Source organism: Nocardioides sp. (assembly GCF_044226765.1).
Taxonomy (GTDB): domain Bacteria; phylum Actinomycetota; class Actinomycetes; order Propionibacteriales; family Nocardioidaceae; genus Nocardioides.
In genome coordinates, this window is record NZ_JBGAGJ010000003.1 from 487,523 (window position 1) to 502,314 (window position 14,792).

At 72.6% G+C, this 14,792-nt stretch carries 15 protein-coding genes and 2 tRNA genes; 14 read left to right on the plus strand and 3 right to left on the minus strand.

The genetic code is table 11. The features are described from left to right. The first annotated feature begins 45 nt into the window (after nt 1–45). From ACILRH_RS09940 to ACILRH_RS09960, 5 genes are all read left to right on the plus strand, one after another. On the plus strand, nt 46–366 hold the full coding sequence (locus ACILRH_RS09940; RefSeq protein WP_395692870.1) for an antibiotic biosynthesis monooxygenase family protein: 321 nt from the start codon (nt 46–48) through the stop codon (nt 364–366). A gap of 54 nt (nt 367–420) precedes the next feature. Further along, nucleotides 421–1,836, plus strand: a complete 1,416-nt coding sequence (locus ACILRH_RS09945) for a glycine--tRNA ligase (protein WP_395692872.1) — start codon at nt 421–423, stop codon at nt 1,834–1,836. A gap of 26 nt (nt 1,837–1,862) precedes the next feature. Then, nucleotides 1,863–2,552 (plus strand): hypothetical protein, encoded by a 690-nt coding sequence (locus tag ACILRH_RS09950; RefSeq protein WP_395692874.1) that lies wholly within the window; start codon nt 1,863–1,865, stop codon nt 2,550–2,552. 12 nt (nt 2,553–2,564) lie between these two features. Beyond that, a complete protein-coding gene (gene dusB / locus ACILRH_RS09955) occupies nt 2,565–3,707 on the plus strand; it encodes a tRNA dihydrouridine synthase DusB (RefSeq protein ID WP_395692875.1) in 1,143 nt (380 codons plus the stop codon). A 156-nt stretch (nt 3,708–3,863) separates the two neighbouring features. Next, a complete protein-coding gene (locus tag ACILRH_RS09960) occupies nt 3,864–4,736 on the plus strand; it encodes a mucin-2 protein (RefSeq protein ID WP_395692877.1) in 873 nt (290 codons plus the stop codon). Between the two features lie 99 nt (nt 4,737–4,835). On the opposite strand, the gene ACILRH_RS09965 is transcribed toward ACILRH_RS09960, so the two are convergent. Continuing rightward, complete coding sequence (locus ACILRH_RS09965; protein ID WP_395692879.1) at nt 4,836–5,522, minus strand: HEAT repeat domain-containing protein; 687 nt, start codon at nt 5,520–5,522, stop codon at nt 4,836–4,838. A gap of 74 nt (nt 5,523–5,596) precedes the next feature. Between ACILRH_RS09965 and ACILRH_RS09970 the strand changes: the two genes are divergently transcribed. The 5 genes from ACILRH_RS09970 (at nt 5,597) to ACILRH_RS09990 (ending at nt 10,852) form a co-directional block, all read left to right on the plus strand. Then, nucleotides 5,597–6,853, plus strand: coding sequence for a deoxyguanosinetriphosphate triphosphohydrolase (locus tag ACILRH_RS09970; RefSeq protein WP_395692881.1), 1,257 nt, complete (start codon nt 5,597–5,599; stop codon nt 6,851–6,853). Beyond that, nucleotides 6,850–7,776 carry a 2-hydroxyacid dehydrogenase gene (locus tag ACILRH_RS09975; RefSeq protein ID WP_395692882.1) on the plus strand — a complete coding sequence of 309 codons (927 nt, stop codon included), beginning with the start codon at nt 6,850–6,852 and terminating at the stop codon, nt 7,774–7,776. The genes ACILRH_RS09970 and ACILRH_RS09975 overlap by 4 nt, the downstream gene beginning before the upstream one ends. A 20-nt stretch (nt 7,777–7,796) precedes the next feature. After that, nucleotides 7,797–10,211, plus strand: a complete 2,415-nt coding sequence (gene dnaG / locus ACILRH_RS09980; RefSeq protein ID WP_395692883.1) for a DNA primase — start codon at nt 7,797–7,799, stop codon at nt 10,209–10,211. Then, the gene (locus ACILRH_RS09985; protein ID WP_395692885.1) at nt 10,208–10,723 is read left to right on the plus strand and encodes a hypothetical protein; all 516 of its coding nucleotides are present in this window, start codon (nt 10,208–10,210) and stop codon (nt 10,721–10,723) included. The genes dnaG and ACILRH_RS09985 overlap by 4 nt, the downstream gene beginning before the upstream one ends. Nucleotides 10,724–10,779: 56 nt before the next feature. Further along, nucleotides 10,780–10,852 (plus strand) — tRNA-Asn (locus tag ACILRH_RS09990). Nucleotides 10,853–10,927: 75 nt separating this feature from the next. Here the strand turns inward: ACILRH_RS09990 and ACILRH_RS09995 are convergent. Further along, a complete protein-coding gene (locus ACILRH_RS09995; RefSeq protein WP_395692887.1) occupies nt 10,928–11,341 on the minus strand; it encodes an SPFH domain-containing protein in 414 nt (137 codons plus the stop codon). Nucleotides 11,342–11,432: 91 nt separating this feature from the next. After that, a complete protein-coding gene (locus tag ACILRH_RS10000) occupies nt 11,433–12,119 on the minus strand; it encodes a Type 1 glutamine amidotransferase-like domain-containing protein (RefSeq protein ID WP_395692889.1) in 687 nt (228 codons plus the stop codon). A 110-nt stretch (nt 12,120–12,229) separates the two neighbouring features. On the opposite strand from ACILRH_RS10000, the gene ACILRH_RS10005 reads away from it, so the two are divergent. From ACILRH_RS10005 to ACILRH_RS10020, 4 genes are all read left to right on the plus strand, one after another. Next, nucleotides 12,230–13,231: a hypothetical protein gene (locus ACILRH_RS10005; RefSeq protein ID WP_395692891.1), complete on the plus strand. Its 1,002-nt coding sequence runs from the start codon at nt 12,230–12,232 to the stop codon at nt 13,229–13,231. Between the two features lie 51 nt (nt 13,232–13,282). After that, the gene (locus tag ACILRH_RS10010) at nt 13,283–13,651 is read left to right on the plus strand and encodes a hypothetical protein (protein WP_395692892.1); all 369 of its coding nucleotides are present in this window, start codon (nt 13,283–13,285) and stop codon (nt 13,649–13,651) included. A gap of 12 nt (nt 13,652–13,663) precedes the next feature. Then, on the plus strand, nt 13,664–14,488 hold the full coding sequence (locus ACILRH_RS10015; RefSeq protein WP_395692894.1) for a DUF72 domain-containing protein: 825 nt from the start codon (nt 13,664–13,666) through the stop codon (nt 14,486–14,488). A 16-nt stretch (nt 14,489–14,504) separates the two neighbouring features. Continuing rightward, nucleotides 14,505–14,578 (plus strand) — tRNA-Ile (locus ACILRH_RS10020). Nucleotides 14,579–14,792 lie beyond the last annotated feature (214 nt).

The following is a 14,792-nucleotide window of genomic DNA, read 5'->3' on the forward strand; positions in this document are numbered from 1 at the left end:
ACTTGAGAATGGTTGTCAACTCCACCCGGCCTCTAGGCTGGGTCCGTGCTCGTCGTGAACAGGTTCCGCGTCCCGCTCGAGGAGGGGGAGACGTTCCGGGTCGGCCTCGCCGCCGCGCGAGACGTGCTCGCGGCCTGCCCGGGGTACGTCGGCGGCGAGATCGGCCGCAACGTGGACGACCCCGAGCTGTGGGTGCTCACCACCCGCTGGGAGAACGTCGGCAGCTACCGTCGCGCGCTGTCGTCGTACGATGCGAAGCTGCATGCCTGGCCGGTGCTGGTGGGCGCCCTCGAGGAACCGTCGGCCTACGAGTCCGCCGAGCCCGGCACCACCCTCAATACCGGTGCGCCGAGGTCGTTAGGCTGATTCCTCCGTCCCACCCGCAGCACCGCTGATCCAGCGCTGACCATAGGAGCCACCGTGGCCAAGCCGCCGCCGACCGTCGTCGACAACGTCGTCTCGCTCGCCAAGCGCCGGGGGTTCGTCTACCCCTGCGGCGAGATCTACGGCGGCACCCGCTCGGCCTGGGACTACGGCCCGCTCGGCGTGGAGCTGAAGGAGAACATCAAGCGCCAGTGGTGGAAGTCCATGGTCACCATGCGCGACGACATGGTCGGCCTCGACTCCTCGATCATCCTGCCCCGGCAGGTGTGGGAGGCCAGCGGCCACGTCGACACGTTCACCGACCCGCTGACCGAGTGCCAGTCGTGCCACAAGCGCTTCCGCGCCGACCACCTCCAGGAGGAGGTCGCGGAGCGCAAGGCCAAGTCCGAGGGTCACGAGGTCGACCCCGACACGATCGACCTGGCCACGGTCCCGTGCCCCAACTGCGGCACCCGCGGTGCGTGGACCGAGCCGCGCCAGTTCTCCGGCCTGCTCAAGACCTACCTCGGTGTCCTGGAGAACGAGGAGGGCCTGCACTACCTGCGGCCCGAGACCGCCCAGGGCATCTTCGTCAACTTCGCCAACGTCGTCACCTCGAGCCGGCAGAAGCCGCCGTTCGGCATCGCCCAGATCGGCAAGAGCTTCCGCAACGAGATCACGCCGGGCAACTTCATCTTCCGCACCCGCGAGTTCGAGCAGATGGAGATGGAGTTCTTCGTCAAGCCGGGCGAGGACGCCGAGTGGCACCAGTACTGGATCGACGAGCGCACCCGCTGGTACGTCGACCTCGGCATCGACCCCGACAACCTGCGCCACTACGAGCACCCGCAGGAGAAGCTCAGCCACTACTCGACCCGCACCGTCGACATCGAGTACCGGTTCCGCTTCGCCGGCTCGGAGTGGGGCGAGCTCGAGGGCATCGCGAACCGCACCGACTTCGATCTCACCACGCACTCCAAGCACTCCGGCCAGGACCTGTCCTACTTCGACCAGGCCAACAACGAGCGCCACGTGCCCTACGTCATCGAGCCGGCGGCCGGGCTGTCCCGCAGCCTGATGACCTTCCTCGTCGACGCCTACACCGAGGACGAGGCGCCCAACACCAAGGGCGGGGTCGACAAGCGCACGGTGCTCCGGCTCGACCCGCGGCTGGCGCCGGTGAAGGTCGCGGTGCTGCCGCTGAGCCGCAACGCCGACCTGTCGCCGAAGGCGCGCGACCTCGCCATGGAGCTGCGTCGAGCCGGGTGGAACGTCGACTTCGACGACTCGGGCGCGATCGGGCGTCGCTACCGCCGTCAGGACGAGATCGGCACGCCCTACTGCGTCACGGTCGACTTCGAGACCCTCGAGGACCAGGCGGTCACCGTGCGCGAGCGCGACACGATGCGTCAGGAGCGGATCTCGCTCGACGCGGTCACCTCGTGGTTCGCCGAGCGTTTCGTCGGCTGCTGACCGTGGGGCTCGTGCACACTTCGACCATGAAGCGGACCGCACTCGTCGCCCTCGCGCTCGCCGGCCTGCTCGGCACCGCGGCCTGCTCCGGCAGTGACTCCGGCGGGTCCAGCGACGGGGGCTCCGGCTCCGGCGGGTCGGGCACCAGCGCGACGCCGTACCTGCCGGTGCCCGACGGGGTCGAGCTGACCGAGCAGGGCAGCCAGCTCTCGGTGGGCGACCACGCGGTCGTGGCCTACCACCCGCGGCAGGACCAGGTCGGCGTCCTGGACCTCCAGGTCACCGAGCTGCAGAAGGCCTCGGTCAAGGACCTCTCGGCCTGGCAGCTCTCGCCGGAGCAGAAGGCGTCGACGCCCTACTACGTGCGTGCGACGGTGAAGAACGTCGGCGACACCGACCTCGGTGGCCGTCCGGTCCCGCTCTACGTCGTGAACGAGAAGAACGTCCTGCTGGAGGCCACGCCCTTCGCGAGCTCCTTCGAGCCCTGCCCGAGCACCCCGCTGCCGGACAAGTTCCCGACCGGTGCGTCGACCAAGGCATGCCTGGTCTACCTCGCGCCGGACCACGGCCAGCTCACCGCGGTCAGCTTCCGGCCCGACGAGTCCTTCAACCCGATCACCTGGACCGGTGACGTGGTGCCCTACGAGGCGCCGAAGCCGCCCAAGCCCTCGAAGTCCGGCAAGGCCAAGAATTCGAAGAAGGGCAACGGCCAGTAGACAATGGGCGGCATGTCCGCCCCGCTGCCGTCCGGCCTCACCCTGGGGTCCCTGCGCGTCGACACGCCCGTCGTCCTCGCGCCGATGGCGGGCATCACCAACGCGGCGTACCGCCGGCTGTGCGCCGAGCAGGGTGCCGGTCTCTACGTCTGCGAGATGATCACCAGCCGGGGCCTGGTCGAAGGTGACCAGCACACCCTGGACATGCTGGTCTTCGACGAGCTCGAGACCACGCGCTCGGTCCAGCTCTACGGCACCGACCCGGTCTACGTCGGCAAGGCGGCCGAGATCCTGTGCGCCGAGCACGGCGTGGCCCACATCGACCTCAACTTCGGCTGTCCGGTCCCCAAGGTGACCCGCAAGGGCGGCGGCGGCGTGCTGCCGTGGAAGCGCGGGCTGCTGGCCGAGATCCTCGAGCACGCCGTGGCCGCGGCCGCGCCGTACGACGTGCCGGTCACGATGAAGACCCGCAAGGGCATCGACGACGACCACCTGACCTACCTCGACGCCGGCCGCATCGCGCAGGAGACCGGCTGCGCGGCCATCGCGCTGCACGGCCGCACCGTCGCCCAGGCCTACTCCGGAGCGGCCGACTGGGACGCGATCGCGGCCCTGGTCGACCACGTCGACATCCCGGTGCTCGGCAACGGGGACATCTGGGAGGCCGCGGACGCGGTGCGCATGGTCGAGCGGACCGGCGCCGCCGGTGTCGTGGTCGGGCGGGGCTGCCTCGGGCGGCCGTGGCTCTTCCGCGACCTCGCAGCGGCCTTCGCCGGCGAGCAGGTCGCCGTGCTGCCGACCCTGGGCGAGGTGGCGGCGATGATGCGCCGCCACGCCGAGCTCCTGTGCCAGCACCTGGGGGAGGAGCGGGGCTGCAAGGAGTTCCGCAAGCACGTGTCGTGGTACCTCAAGGGGTTCGCCGCCGGCGGCGAGATGCGCCGGTCCCTGGGCCTGGTCGACAGCCTGGCCGCCCTCGACCGGCTGCTGGCCGAGCTGGACCCGGATGAGCCGTTCCCCGTCGCCGAGCTGGGTGCGCCGCGCGGTCGCCAGGGGTCGCCGCGCGGCCGGGTGGTCGTCCCCGAGGGCTGGCTCGACGACGCCGACGGCAGCGGGTGCCACCTGCGCGAGGACGCGGGCGAGACCACCGGAGGGTGACCGGGAACACGACGCTCCCGGGGGTGCTCGATTCGGGCTCGTGACGGCCGTGTGGTTGAGTGGGGGCTCGTCGTTGCCGTTTCGTGACCTTCTCGGGGGACCGGGTCGCGGAGGGTGCGGCACCGCCCAGACTCGCAACAGCAAAGGATCAGCGCTGTGGCAGACCATCGCCACAAGCGGGACACCGATGCCCGCCGCAAGCCCCGCGCCGCCCTGGTGGCCGGCCCGCTGGCCCTCCTGGCGACCGCTTCCGCCGTGACCGTCGGCGTGCTCGCCACCTCCCCGGCCACCACCTCGATCGTCGCGACCGGCGCGTCCGCCGACCTCGGGGGCGCGTTCACCGGGGTGCGCCAGCGCTCCACGATCTCGCGGAGCTCCGAGCGGCTCCCCGCCCGCCGGCTGGCGAAGGCCGACCGGGCCTACGAGGCCCGGGTGGCCACGCAGCGCGCGGTCAAGCAGGCGCAGGACAAGCTCTGGACGACCACGGACCTCAACCTCTGGTCGGACTCCGCCGACAGCGCCACGCAGCTCGGTGAGATCGCCGCCGGCAAGCAGGTCCTGGTGACCGGCCGGGAGGCCGCCGGCCGCACCGAGGTCGTCGTCGACGGCGCGTCGCGCTGGGTCACCTCCGGTTACCTCTCCGAGGACAAGCCGGTCGCCGCCGCTGCCGGCCTCTCGATGGCGCCGTGCCCGGACCCGGGCGTGGAGGACGGGCTGGTGCAGGACGCGGTGTACGTCTACCGCTCGGTGTGCCACGCCTTCCCGCAGATCACCTCGTACGGCGGCTGGGACGCCCACGGCGAGCACGCGTCGGGCAAGGCGCTGGACATCATGACCACCGACAAGGCGCTGGGCGACGCGATCGCGTCCTTCCTGCAGTCCCACGCCTCCGAGCTCAACCTCTACGACGTCATCTGGTGGGACCGGATCTGGACCCCCGAGCGCGCCTCCGAGGGCTGGCGCGACTACGGCAACCACGGTTCCCCCACGGCCGACCACATGGACCACGTGCACGTCTCGACCAACTGAGGAAGCGCGCAGCGCTGACGAGGCGGTCCCAGGGAATGAGAGACGCGCCCACGAGCCCGGTGAGCGGAGCGAGCTCGGGCGGACGGTGAGCGGGAGCAGTCACACCAGCCGCGCGAGCCGCTTCTTGCGCAGGTTCTCCCGCACCACCCACGCCACGTCCGGGTCGGAGTCGTCGAGGGCCTCGAAGGCCACGAGACCGGGCTCCGGGTCGGCCGCGACGGCGACGCTCCAGCAGTAGCCCAGCCCCTGCCGCAGGGTGCGGACGTCGGCGTGGCGGCGCGCGTCGGCGGGCCGGGCGGCCAGCGCGGCGGTCGCCCGCCGGCACACCTCGACCGCGACGGCGGCGGCTGCCGGCGTACGCAGCAGGCGCGGCTCGCAGACCGCTGCGGCCGCGGCCCGCTGCACGAGCGGGTCCGGGTCGTCGGCCCAGGCGAGCACGGTGTCCTGCAGGGCCGGCAGGTCGTCGTCCCCGAGCCGCTGCAGGGCCATCGCGACGGCTTCCCGCACCCGCCAGCGCTCGTCGGCAGCGTGGGCGTGCAACCGCGCCAGCACCGCCGGGTCGTGGGCGCGCCTCCCGAGGGCCACCACCCCGCAGAACGTGCGGTACTCGTCGCCGCTCGCGATCAGCTCGTCGGCCAGGGCCGCCGGCGCGAGGTCGGCCAGGACCAGCGCGAGCTCGATGTTGCCGCGCGGACCGGGCAGTCCGGAGTGCGCGTCGAGGTACGCCGGCCAGGCGTCGGTCCCCAGCGCCTGCAGCGCTGCGCGGTGCTCCTCGGCCCGGCCCACTCCCAGCACGCTAGGACGCCCGGTGGCCGGGTGGCAGGGGCGAATGTCCCGGGCCCCGCCTAGAGTCGGCACCGATGACCGAGGACCGGTACGACGCCGCCGCCCGCGAGCGCCTCGTCGAGGAGCCGCCCAAGCGGGTGGACGCGCCCGTGCGCACGCCGTTCGAGCGCGACCGGGCGCGCGTGGTGCATGCGGCCGCCTCGCGCCGGCTGGCGGCCAAGACCCAGGTGATGGGCCCCCAGTCCGACGACTTCGTGCGCAACCGGCTGACCCACAGCCTCGAGGTGGCGCAGGTGGCGCGCGACCTGTCCCGGGCGCTGGGCAGCCAGCCGGACATCGCCGAGACCGCGGCGCTGGCGCACGACCTCGGCCACCCGCCCTTCGGCCACAACGGCGAGCGGGTGCTGGCGGAGCTGGGGGAGTCGTGCGGCGGGTTCGAGGGCAACGCGCAGACCCTGCGGCTGCTCACCCGCCTGGAGGCGAAGACCGACGGTGCCGGGCTCAACCTGACCCGCGCGACGCTCGATGCCTGCACCAAGTACCCCTGGCCCCGGTCCGCGGCCGACGCCCCGCACGGCGTGCACGCCGACGGGTCGCCCCGCTTCGTCGTGAAGTTCGGGGTCTACGACGACGACCGGCCGGTGTTCGACTGGATGCGCCGGGGCGCCGACGGCACCCGCCGGTGCCTCGAGGCGCAGGTGATGGACCTCGCCGACGACGTGGCCTACTCGGTGCACGACGTCGAGGACGGGGTGGTGGCCGGGCGGGTCGACCTGATCCGGGTGGACCAGGCCGCGGTCTGGCAGACCGTGCGCGACTGGTACCTCCCCGACGCCGACGACGAGGTGCTCGACAAGACCCTGGCGCGGCTGCGCACGGTGGGTGGCTGGCCGGAGGCGCCGTACGACGGCAGCCGCCGGTCGCTCGCGGCGCTGAAGAACCTCACCAGCGATCTGATCGGCCGGTTCTGCGGCGCGGTCCAGCACGCGACGTTCGAGGCCGGTGACGGCCCGTTCGTCCGGTATGCCGCGGACCTCGTGGTGCCCGAGCAGACCCGGCTCGAGATCGCCGTGCTCAAGGGCATCGCCGCCCACTACGTGATGCGGGCCGACGACCGGGTCGCCCTGATGGAGAGGCAGCGCGAGCTGCTGGCCGAGCTGGTCGCGGTGCTCGTCGAGCGCGGGCCCGACGCCCTCGAGCGACCGTTCGCCGACGACTGGGCGGCCGCACCCGACGACGCCGCCCGGCTCCGCGTGGTGGTCGACCAGGTCGCCTCGCTGACCGACGGCAGCGCGGTCGCCCGCCACGCGGCCCTGACGGGCCGGACATGAGCGACCGGCTGGTCTGGCTGCCCTTCGATCCCGCCGAGCTCAGTGATGAGGGGGGCGATCCGCCGGACGACCTGCGCTACGAGGTCGTCGACCCCACCGAGCACGTGCCGGACAGCGTCGGCGAGGTGCGGTTCTACGTGCCGCCGTACCAGGTCGGGCCGCGGGTCGGGGACGTCCTGCCGCGGATGACGAGCCTGGAGGTCGTGCAGACGCTCACCGCGGGCGTCGACAACGTGCGCGGCCGGGTGCCCGACGGCGTCCTGCTCTGCAACGGGCGCGGCATCCACGACACCTCGACCGCCGAGCTCGCGCTCACCCTGGTGCTCGCGAGCCTGCGGGGCGTGCCCGGCTTCGTGCGCGACCAGGACCGGCGCGTCTGGCGCACCGGATGGCACCCGGCACTCGCGGACCGGCGGGTGCTGGTCGTGGGGTACGGCGCCGTGGGGGAGGCCGTGGAACGGCGCCTGGTGCCGTTCGAGGTCGAGGTCGTGCGGGTGGCGCGCCGCGCCCGCGACGGCGTCCACCCGATCGCCGACCTGCCGCGACTGCTGCCGGACGCCGACGTCGTGGTGCTCACCCTGCCACTCACCGACGAGACCCGCGGGCTCGTGGACGCGGAGTTCCTCGCGGCGATGAAGGACGGGGCGCTGCTGGTCAACGTCGCCCGCGGGGCGGTCGTCGACACCGACGCGGTGGTCACCGCCCTGCACGCCGGCCGGCTGCACTACGCGACCGACGTGGCGGCGGAGGAGCCGCTGCCCGCCGACCACCCGCTGTGGGACGCGCCGAACCTGCTCGTCAGCCCGCACGTCGGCGGCGCCAGCAGCGCGATGTGGCCGCGCGCCCACCGACTCGTGCGCGACCAGCTGCACCGCTACGCCGCCGGCGAGGACCTTGTGAACATCATGTCCGGCCCCTACTAGCGTCCACCTAGACTCCGCACGTGGCCGGACGGATCCGCGAGGAGGACATCGCCGAGGTGCGCGAGAAGGCGCGCATCGACGACGTCGTCTCGCAGTACGTCACCCTCCGCAAGGCCGGCGGGGGCTCGCTGAAGGGCCTGTGCCCCTTCCACGACGAGAAGTCGCCGTCGTTCAACGTCAACCCGGGCCGGGGGTTCTTCCACTGCCTGGCCGGTGAGACGCGGGTCCTGACTTGGGACGGTCCGCGGGAGATCCGAGAGCTGGTAGGTGGGACCCATCGCATCCTGGGTGCCCGTGGCGACTGGCTAGATGCGCCGTTCAAGTCCTACGGGACCCAGACCTTGCACCGGATCGTGCTGACACGTGACCGGCAGCGCAAGGAGATCTTCGCAACCGACGGGCATCGCTGGTTCCTTCGCTCCGGCAGCGACCGTCGCAGCCGCCGTGAGGTGGTGACGGCGGAGCTCCAGACCGGCGACGTCCTCGTCTCGCAGCACCCCGCAGAAAACGGAGTCCTGTCGGCACCAGGTGCCGGGAAGACTCCGATTTCTCCGCCGGCCCGATCGGCTCAGGGCCTCGACCGGTTCACGGGCGAGCGCACAGCCGTGCTCGATCGGCCGTCGGACCCGGTGGTCGACTGGGTCGTGCAGTCCGTCGAGTCCACCGACCGCGTCGAGGAAGTCTTCTGTGCAGAGGTGGAGGACGGGCACGCGTTCGTACTCGAGGACAACATCCTGACGGGGAACTGCTTCGGCTGCGGGGAGGGTGGCGACGTCATCGCCTTCCTCATGAAGATCGACGGGCTCACCTTCGGCGAGGCGGTCGAGCGGCTGGCCGACAAGACCGGGGTGGTGCTGCGCCGCGAGGACGACGGCCGCGGTCGTGAGGAGCGCCCGAAGGGTCCGCAGCGCACGCGGCTGGTCGAGGCGCACAAGGTCGCCCAGGCCTACTACGCCGAGCAGCTGGCCACGGCCGACGCCTTGGCAGCCCGCCAGTTCCTGTCCGAGCGCGGGTTCGACCAGGCCGCGGCGAGCCACTTCGGCATCGGGTTCGCCCCGCGCGACGGGGAGGCCCTGCTCAAGCACCTCCGCGGTCGCGGGTTCACCCAGGAGGAGGCCGTCGAGGCCGGGCTCGTGGCGGTCGGCAGGTCGGCGTACGACCGCTTCCGCGGCCGGCTGCTCTGGCCGATCCGTGACGCCAGTGGCGACACCATCGGGTTCGGGGCGCGGCGGATCTTCGACGACGACCGGATCGAGGCCAAGTACCTCAACACGCCCGAGACGCGGATCTACAAGAAGAGCCAGGTGCTCTACGGCATCGACCTGGCCCGGCGCGAGATCGGCCGCAGCTCCCAGGCGGTCATCGTCGAGGGCTACACCGACGTGATGGCCTGCCACCTGGCCGGCATCACCACGGCGGTCGCGACCTGCGGCACGGCGTTCGGCGACGACCACGCGCGGGTGCTGCGGCGCTTCCTCGACGACCACGACGGCTCCCGGGGCGAGGTCATCTTCACCTTCGACGGCGACGCCGCCGGGCAGAAGGCGGCCCTGCGCGCCTTCGGCGGCGACCAGAACTTCGTCGCCCAGACCTACGTCGCCGTCGAGCCCGACGGCCTCGACCCGTGCGACCTGCGGATCAAGAAGGGCGACGAGGCGGTGCGGTCCCTGGTGGAGGGGCGGGTGCCGCTCTACCGCTTCGTGCTCTCCAACGTGGTCGGCAAGTACGACCTCGACCGCGCCGACGGCCGGGTCGACGCCCTGCGCGAAGGGGCCCGGCTGGTGTCGAGCATCCGCGACCGGTCCAAGGTCGACGCCTTCTCCCGCGAGCTCGCCGGGATGGTGGGCCTCGACGTGGACGAGGCGCGGGCCGAGGTGCGCCGGGCGTCCCACCGCCGGCACGGTGCCGAGCCCGCGACCTCGACGCCGACGACGCACTCGCTGCCGCCCGCCCGGGAGGTGCCGAGCATCGGCGACCCGCGGTTCGCGGTGGAGCGCGAGACCCTGATGATCGTCGTGCAGCACCCGATGACGATCGGCCGGCTCAGCGCCGACCTGAGCGCCGACGACTTCACCCACCCCGTGCTGCGGGCGGTCTGGGACCTCGTGGCCGCGGCCGGGGGAGTGGCTGCCGGCGTCGGTGACCCGGGCTGGGCCGCTCGGCTGCGCGACTCCGCCTCCGACCCGGCCGTCGCGGCGGCGCTCAGCGCGCTCGCGGTGGCGCCGCTGAAGAAGCAGCCGGACGCGGCCTACTTCACCGGCTACCTGGTCCGTCTCCAGGAGCTGACCACCTCGCGTCGGATCGCCGACGTCCGGTCGCGCCTGCAGCGCGCGGACCCCACCGACACCGACGCGTTCAACGCACTGTTCGGTGAGCTCGCGCGCCTCGAGAACCACCGCCGAGCGCTGCTCGACCAGCTCGTGGGGCCGGCATGAGGCGCCGGCACCGCTCGCCGGTGCGCGTGGAGCGCGGGGAGCGGCTCCTCGCCGAGGCGGTCGCCGCCGAGGGCCACCTCGGGGGCACCCGCGACGCGCTGTACGTCGTCCGTCCGCTCGGCAGCGGCGCCCTGTCGCTCGCCGAGACCGAGCGCATCCCCTGGGAGGAGGTGGAGGCGGCCGACTGGGACTCCGAGACCTCGACCCTGCGGGTGAGCGAGGTCGGATCGTGGGGGATCGCCCGGCCGGTCCACACCTTCACCCTCGAGGAGCCGGGTCGGCTCCTCGAGCTCGTGCGCGAGCGGGTCACCGCGAGCGTCGTGCTGCAGCGCCACGTCCCGATCCGCGGCCGCCGGGGCGTCCGGGTCGTCGCCCGGCGCGCCCCCCGCGGAGACCAGCCGATCACCTGGGTGTTCGAGTACGACGAGGGCGTCGACCCCGACGACCCGGAGGTGCAGCGCGCCGCCGACGACGCGCTGGCCACGGCTCGCACGGACGTCGGCATCGACTGACGATCCGAATTTTTCCTGCCGCACCGGCATTGCTAACCTGTGCGGGCTGCACCCGATCCCCTGTAGCTCAACTGGCAGAGCATTCGGCTGTTAACCGGAGGGTTGTTGGTTCGAGTCCAACCGGGGGAGCAGAGAAGAGGGCCTGACCCGCGCCGGACGCGGGTCGGGCCCTCTTGCCGTCCGGGGAGCGCGAGCGACTCCCCCTCACGAGGTGACGACCCGGAACTCGTGTCCGAGGGTCATCAGAGTGGGGTCGTGGGGACGGACCTCGACCCTGAGCACGTGGGCATCGACACCGGCGCCGACCGGCGCGAACGAGAGCGCCCGCTCGACGGCCTCGGTCACGCCCGCGCGCCCGACCAGCAGCTCCTCGGCCGACAGTCCCGCCGCCATCAGGCGCAGCACGGTGACACAGACCGCGTGCATCGCGGGCTCGTCCGCGGATCGGTACCCCAGCACGGGGGTCTCCCCGTCGGCGGGCCGGCGCACGGCCAGGCGGACGACGAGGTCGGCGATGACGACCAGCTCGTCCTGGGTCACCAGGGGACATCCCTGGAGCAGGTAGTCGCGGTCACGCAGGTCGACGGCCAGAGTCGGGTGGCGAGAGAACAGTCCCATGCCGGCCATCGTTCCCACTCGAGAGACGTCCAGCCCCGTCGCCTGTCGGCAGCGACGGCGCCGCCGACCCTCTGCGGCCCGGCCCCCCGCGTCAGACCCGGGTGCGCGGGCCCGGCAGGTGGCGCCACTGCCCCTCGGACACGACCTCGACAGCCCCGTCGACGACCGTGATCGCCGTCTGGTCGTCGATGACGTACGCCGGGGAGGAGATCGTGGCCGCCCAGGCCTCGGCCTCGGCCATCGAGTTGCCCGGCATCCCGTCGGGGGCGAGGTGCGGGCAGATCGAGAAGTCCACGACGCCGAGCGTGCTCAGGTCGCCGGTCGGCGGGCGCCACTGCATGAAGTCCTCGCCGATCTCGGGGGTCAGCACCATGCTGCCGGCGCTGAGCCCCACCCAGACCGAGTCGGTGAGCTCCGGCAGCAGGTCGGCGAGCCCGGACTCGCGCATCCAGTGGCACAGGTAGAGCGCATCCCCACCCGCGACCAGCAGTGCGTCGGTCTCGCGCACCAGCGGCACCCAGAGGTGGTCGTCGATGCTGGGCAGCGCGGTGAGCTCGAGGACCCCCATCGACCGCCAGCCGAGGTCGACCATCGGCAGGCCCTCGGTGCCCGTGATGAACCTCCAGGGCTTCTCGCCGGGGCCGACCATCGGGTGCCCGTACTGCGCCGTGGGGATGCACAGCGCGCTCGACTCGGCGATCGGCTTGCCGAGCATCGCGACCAGCGCGTCCTCGATGCTCGGGTTGGTCACGCCGGCAGACGTCAGCAGCAGCTTCATGCGGGCTCCGTGTGTGGGGTGGTCGGGTCGTCCTGGATGAGTCGACAGACCCGTGACCGTAGCCGGACTCATCGCCCGCCGTGGCAGGCTGCGGACATGGAGGGCCGGGCATGACGTACGCCGACATCACCGTGCGCCTGCCCTCGGCGAGCGAGCGCTGGGCCGGCGACGCGTTCCGGGCCGAGCTGCGCCGCTGGGTGGCCGAGGCGGTGGGCGACCCGCGCGTGCTCGAGGTCCGCAAGACGCGACCGTGGGCGACGGTGTGGCGCGCGGAGACCGACGGGGGCGTGTTCTACGCCAAGCAGAACTGCGCGGCCCAGTCCTACGAGGCGGCGGTGGTCTCGACGCTCAACGACCTCGCCGCCCGGCACGTCGTGCCGTTGACCGCGGCCGACCCTGGCCGCGGCTTCTTCCTCACCCCGGACCTCGGGGAGCCCCTCGGGGACGGCGAGGTGGACGACTGGTGCCGGGTGGTAGCGGCGGGCGCCCAGCTCCAGCTCGAGGTCGCCCGGTACGCCGGCCGGCTGGTCGGCTCCGGCCTGAGCGTCCTGGCGCCGGCCGAGTGCCAGGTCTACGTGGAGCACCAGCTCGACACGTTCGCCCGGCTCCCCGGCGGCGACCCCCGGGCGCTGCCGCCGGACCGGCGCGACGCCGTACGCGCCCTGCTGCCGCAGGTCGGGCGGTGGGCCGAGGAGGTCGCCGCGCTCGGACTGCCCCTGACGCTGTGCCACAACGACCTGCACGGCGGCAACGTCTTCGACCTCGGCGGCGAGCTGCGGTTCTTCGACTTCGCCGACGCCCTCGTGATGGAGCCGCTGGCGGCGCTGCTCATCCCGCTCAACCTGCTCGCCCACCGGCTGGAGGCGGGGCCCGACGACGAGCGGCTCCGCCGGGTCGCGGACGCCGCCTTGGAGGTCTGGAGCGAGCATGCCTCGATGACCGACCTGCGTGCCGCGCTGCCCGCGGCGCTGCAGCTGGCCCGGCTCGCGCGGGTGGAGTCGTGGGTGCGCTGCACGGCCGCGATGTCCGAGCCGGAGCTCGCCGAGTGGGGCGATGCCGCGGCGTACTGGCTGGGCTCGCTGACCCACCCACCGGTCGTGAGTGCGGCGTGAGTGCGGCGTGAGTGCGGCGTGAGTGCGGGCGAGGTCGGGTACGGGCCGGCCATGAGCTACCCGCTGAGCCGGCTCCTGTCGGCCGCCACCGCCGCGTACGGCGGCTACGCGCTCGCCCAGCCGGCCCACCTCTGGCAGGCGCTGCGGGCCGACCGCAAGGACCGGGAGGGTCTCGAGCTGCTCGCGCGGACCTACGGCATCCGCGACCTGGCCATCAGCGCGGCGGGTGTGCTCGGGCGGCGGCCCGCGACGATCCGGACCGCGATGCTGCTGCGGGTCGCGATGGACCTCGGCGACGCGGCGCTGCTGGCCACCCGGACCGAGGACGAGGAGGTCCGCACCAAGGTGCTGGCGGTCACCCTCGGCTGGGCCGGCCTCAACGCGCTCGCCCTCGCGGTCGACAGCGTCCGGGAGCGCTAGGCGGGACGCCCGATGGGTGACATCCGCGTCGGGATCTCTGGCTGGACCTACGCCGGCTGGCGCGGCGACTTCTACCCGCGTGGCCTGCCGCACCGCAGCGAGCTCGCGTACGCCGCCGAGCGGATGGGCAGCGTCGAGGTCAACGGCTCGTTCTACTCGCTGCAGCGGCCCTCGTCCTACCGCAGCTGGCGCGAGCAGACGCCGGACGACTTCGTGTTCGCGGTCAAGGGCGGCCGCTTCGTCACCCACATGAAGCGGCTGCGCGACGTCGAGGCGCCGCTGGCCAACTTCTTCGCCTCCGGGGTGCTCGCGCTCGGGCCCAAGCTCGGCCCGGTGCTGTGGCAGCTGCCGGAGCGGCTCGAGTACGACGCCGGCCTGCTCGCGTCCTTCTTCGACCTGCTCCCGCGCACGATGGGTGAGGTCGCCGCCCTCGCTCGCGGCCACGACGCCAAGCTCGCCGACGACCGCGCGCTCACGACCTGTCCGCGGGGCCTCTCCGGGCACCGGGTCCGCCACGCGCTGGAGTTCCGCAGCCCGTCGTACTGCACGGACGAGGCGTTCGCGCTCCTGCGCGAGCACGACGTCGCGTGCGTGGTCGCCGACACCGCCGGGCGGTGGCCGATGGCCACCGCGGTCACCAGCGACCTGGTGTACGTCCGCCTCCACGGCGACACCGAGCTCTACGCCAGCGGCTACTCCGATGCCGCCCTCGACCGCTGGGCCGACCGCTGCTGGCAGTGGTCGACGGCCGCGGACGTCGTCGTCTACTTCGACAATGACGCTTTGGGTCACGCCCCCCACGACGCCCTGCGTCTGCAGGGTCGGCTGCGTCAGTAGGGTGTCCCGAGCACGCGGGGCGGTAGCTCAGTCGGTCAGAGCAGAGGACTCATAATCCTTGGGTCGTGGGTTCGAGCCCCACCCGCCCCACCCAGCCCCATGTAAGAGCCCGGGTCCTCCTTGACGGAGTGGCTCGGGCTCCTGCTTTACACGGGTTCGGTTGTTGCTTGACGGTGGCTCCGGTTCCTCCTTGACACTCCCTCATGATCAGGGAGCTCAGCGTGCAGGAGCAGAAGTACCAAGCGGTGTTGGCGGTGCTGGCTGATGGTGTGTCGGTCAGTGAGGTCGCTCAGCGGTGGGGTGT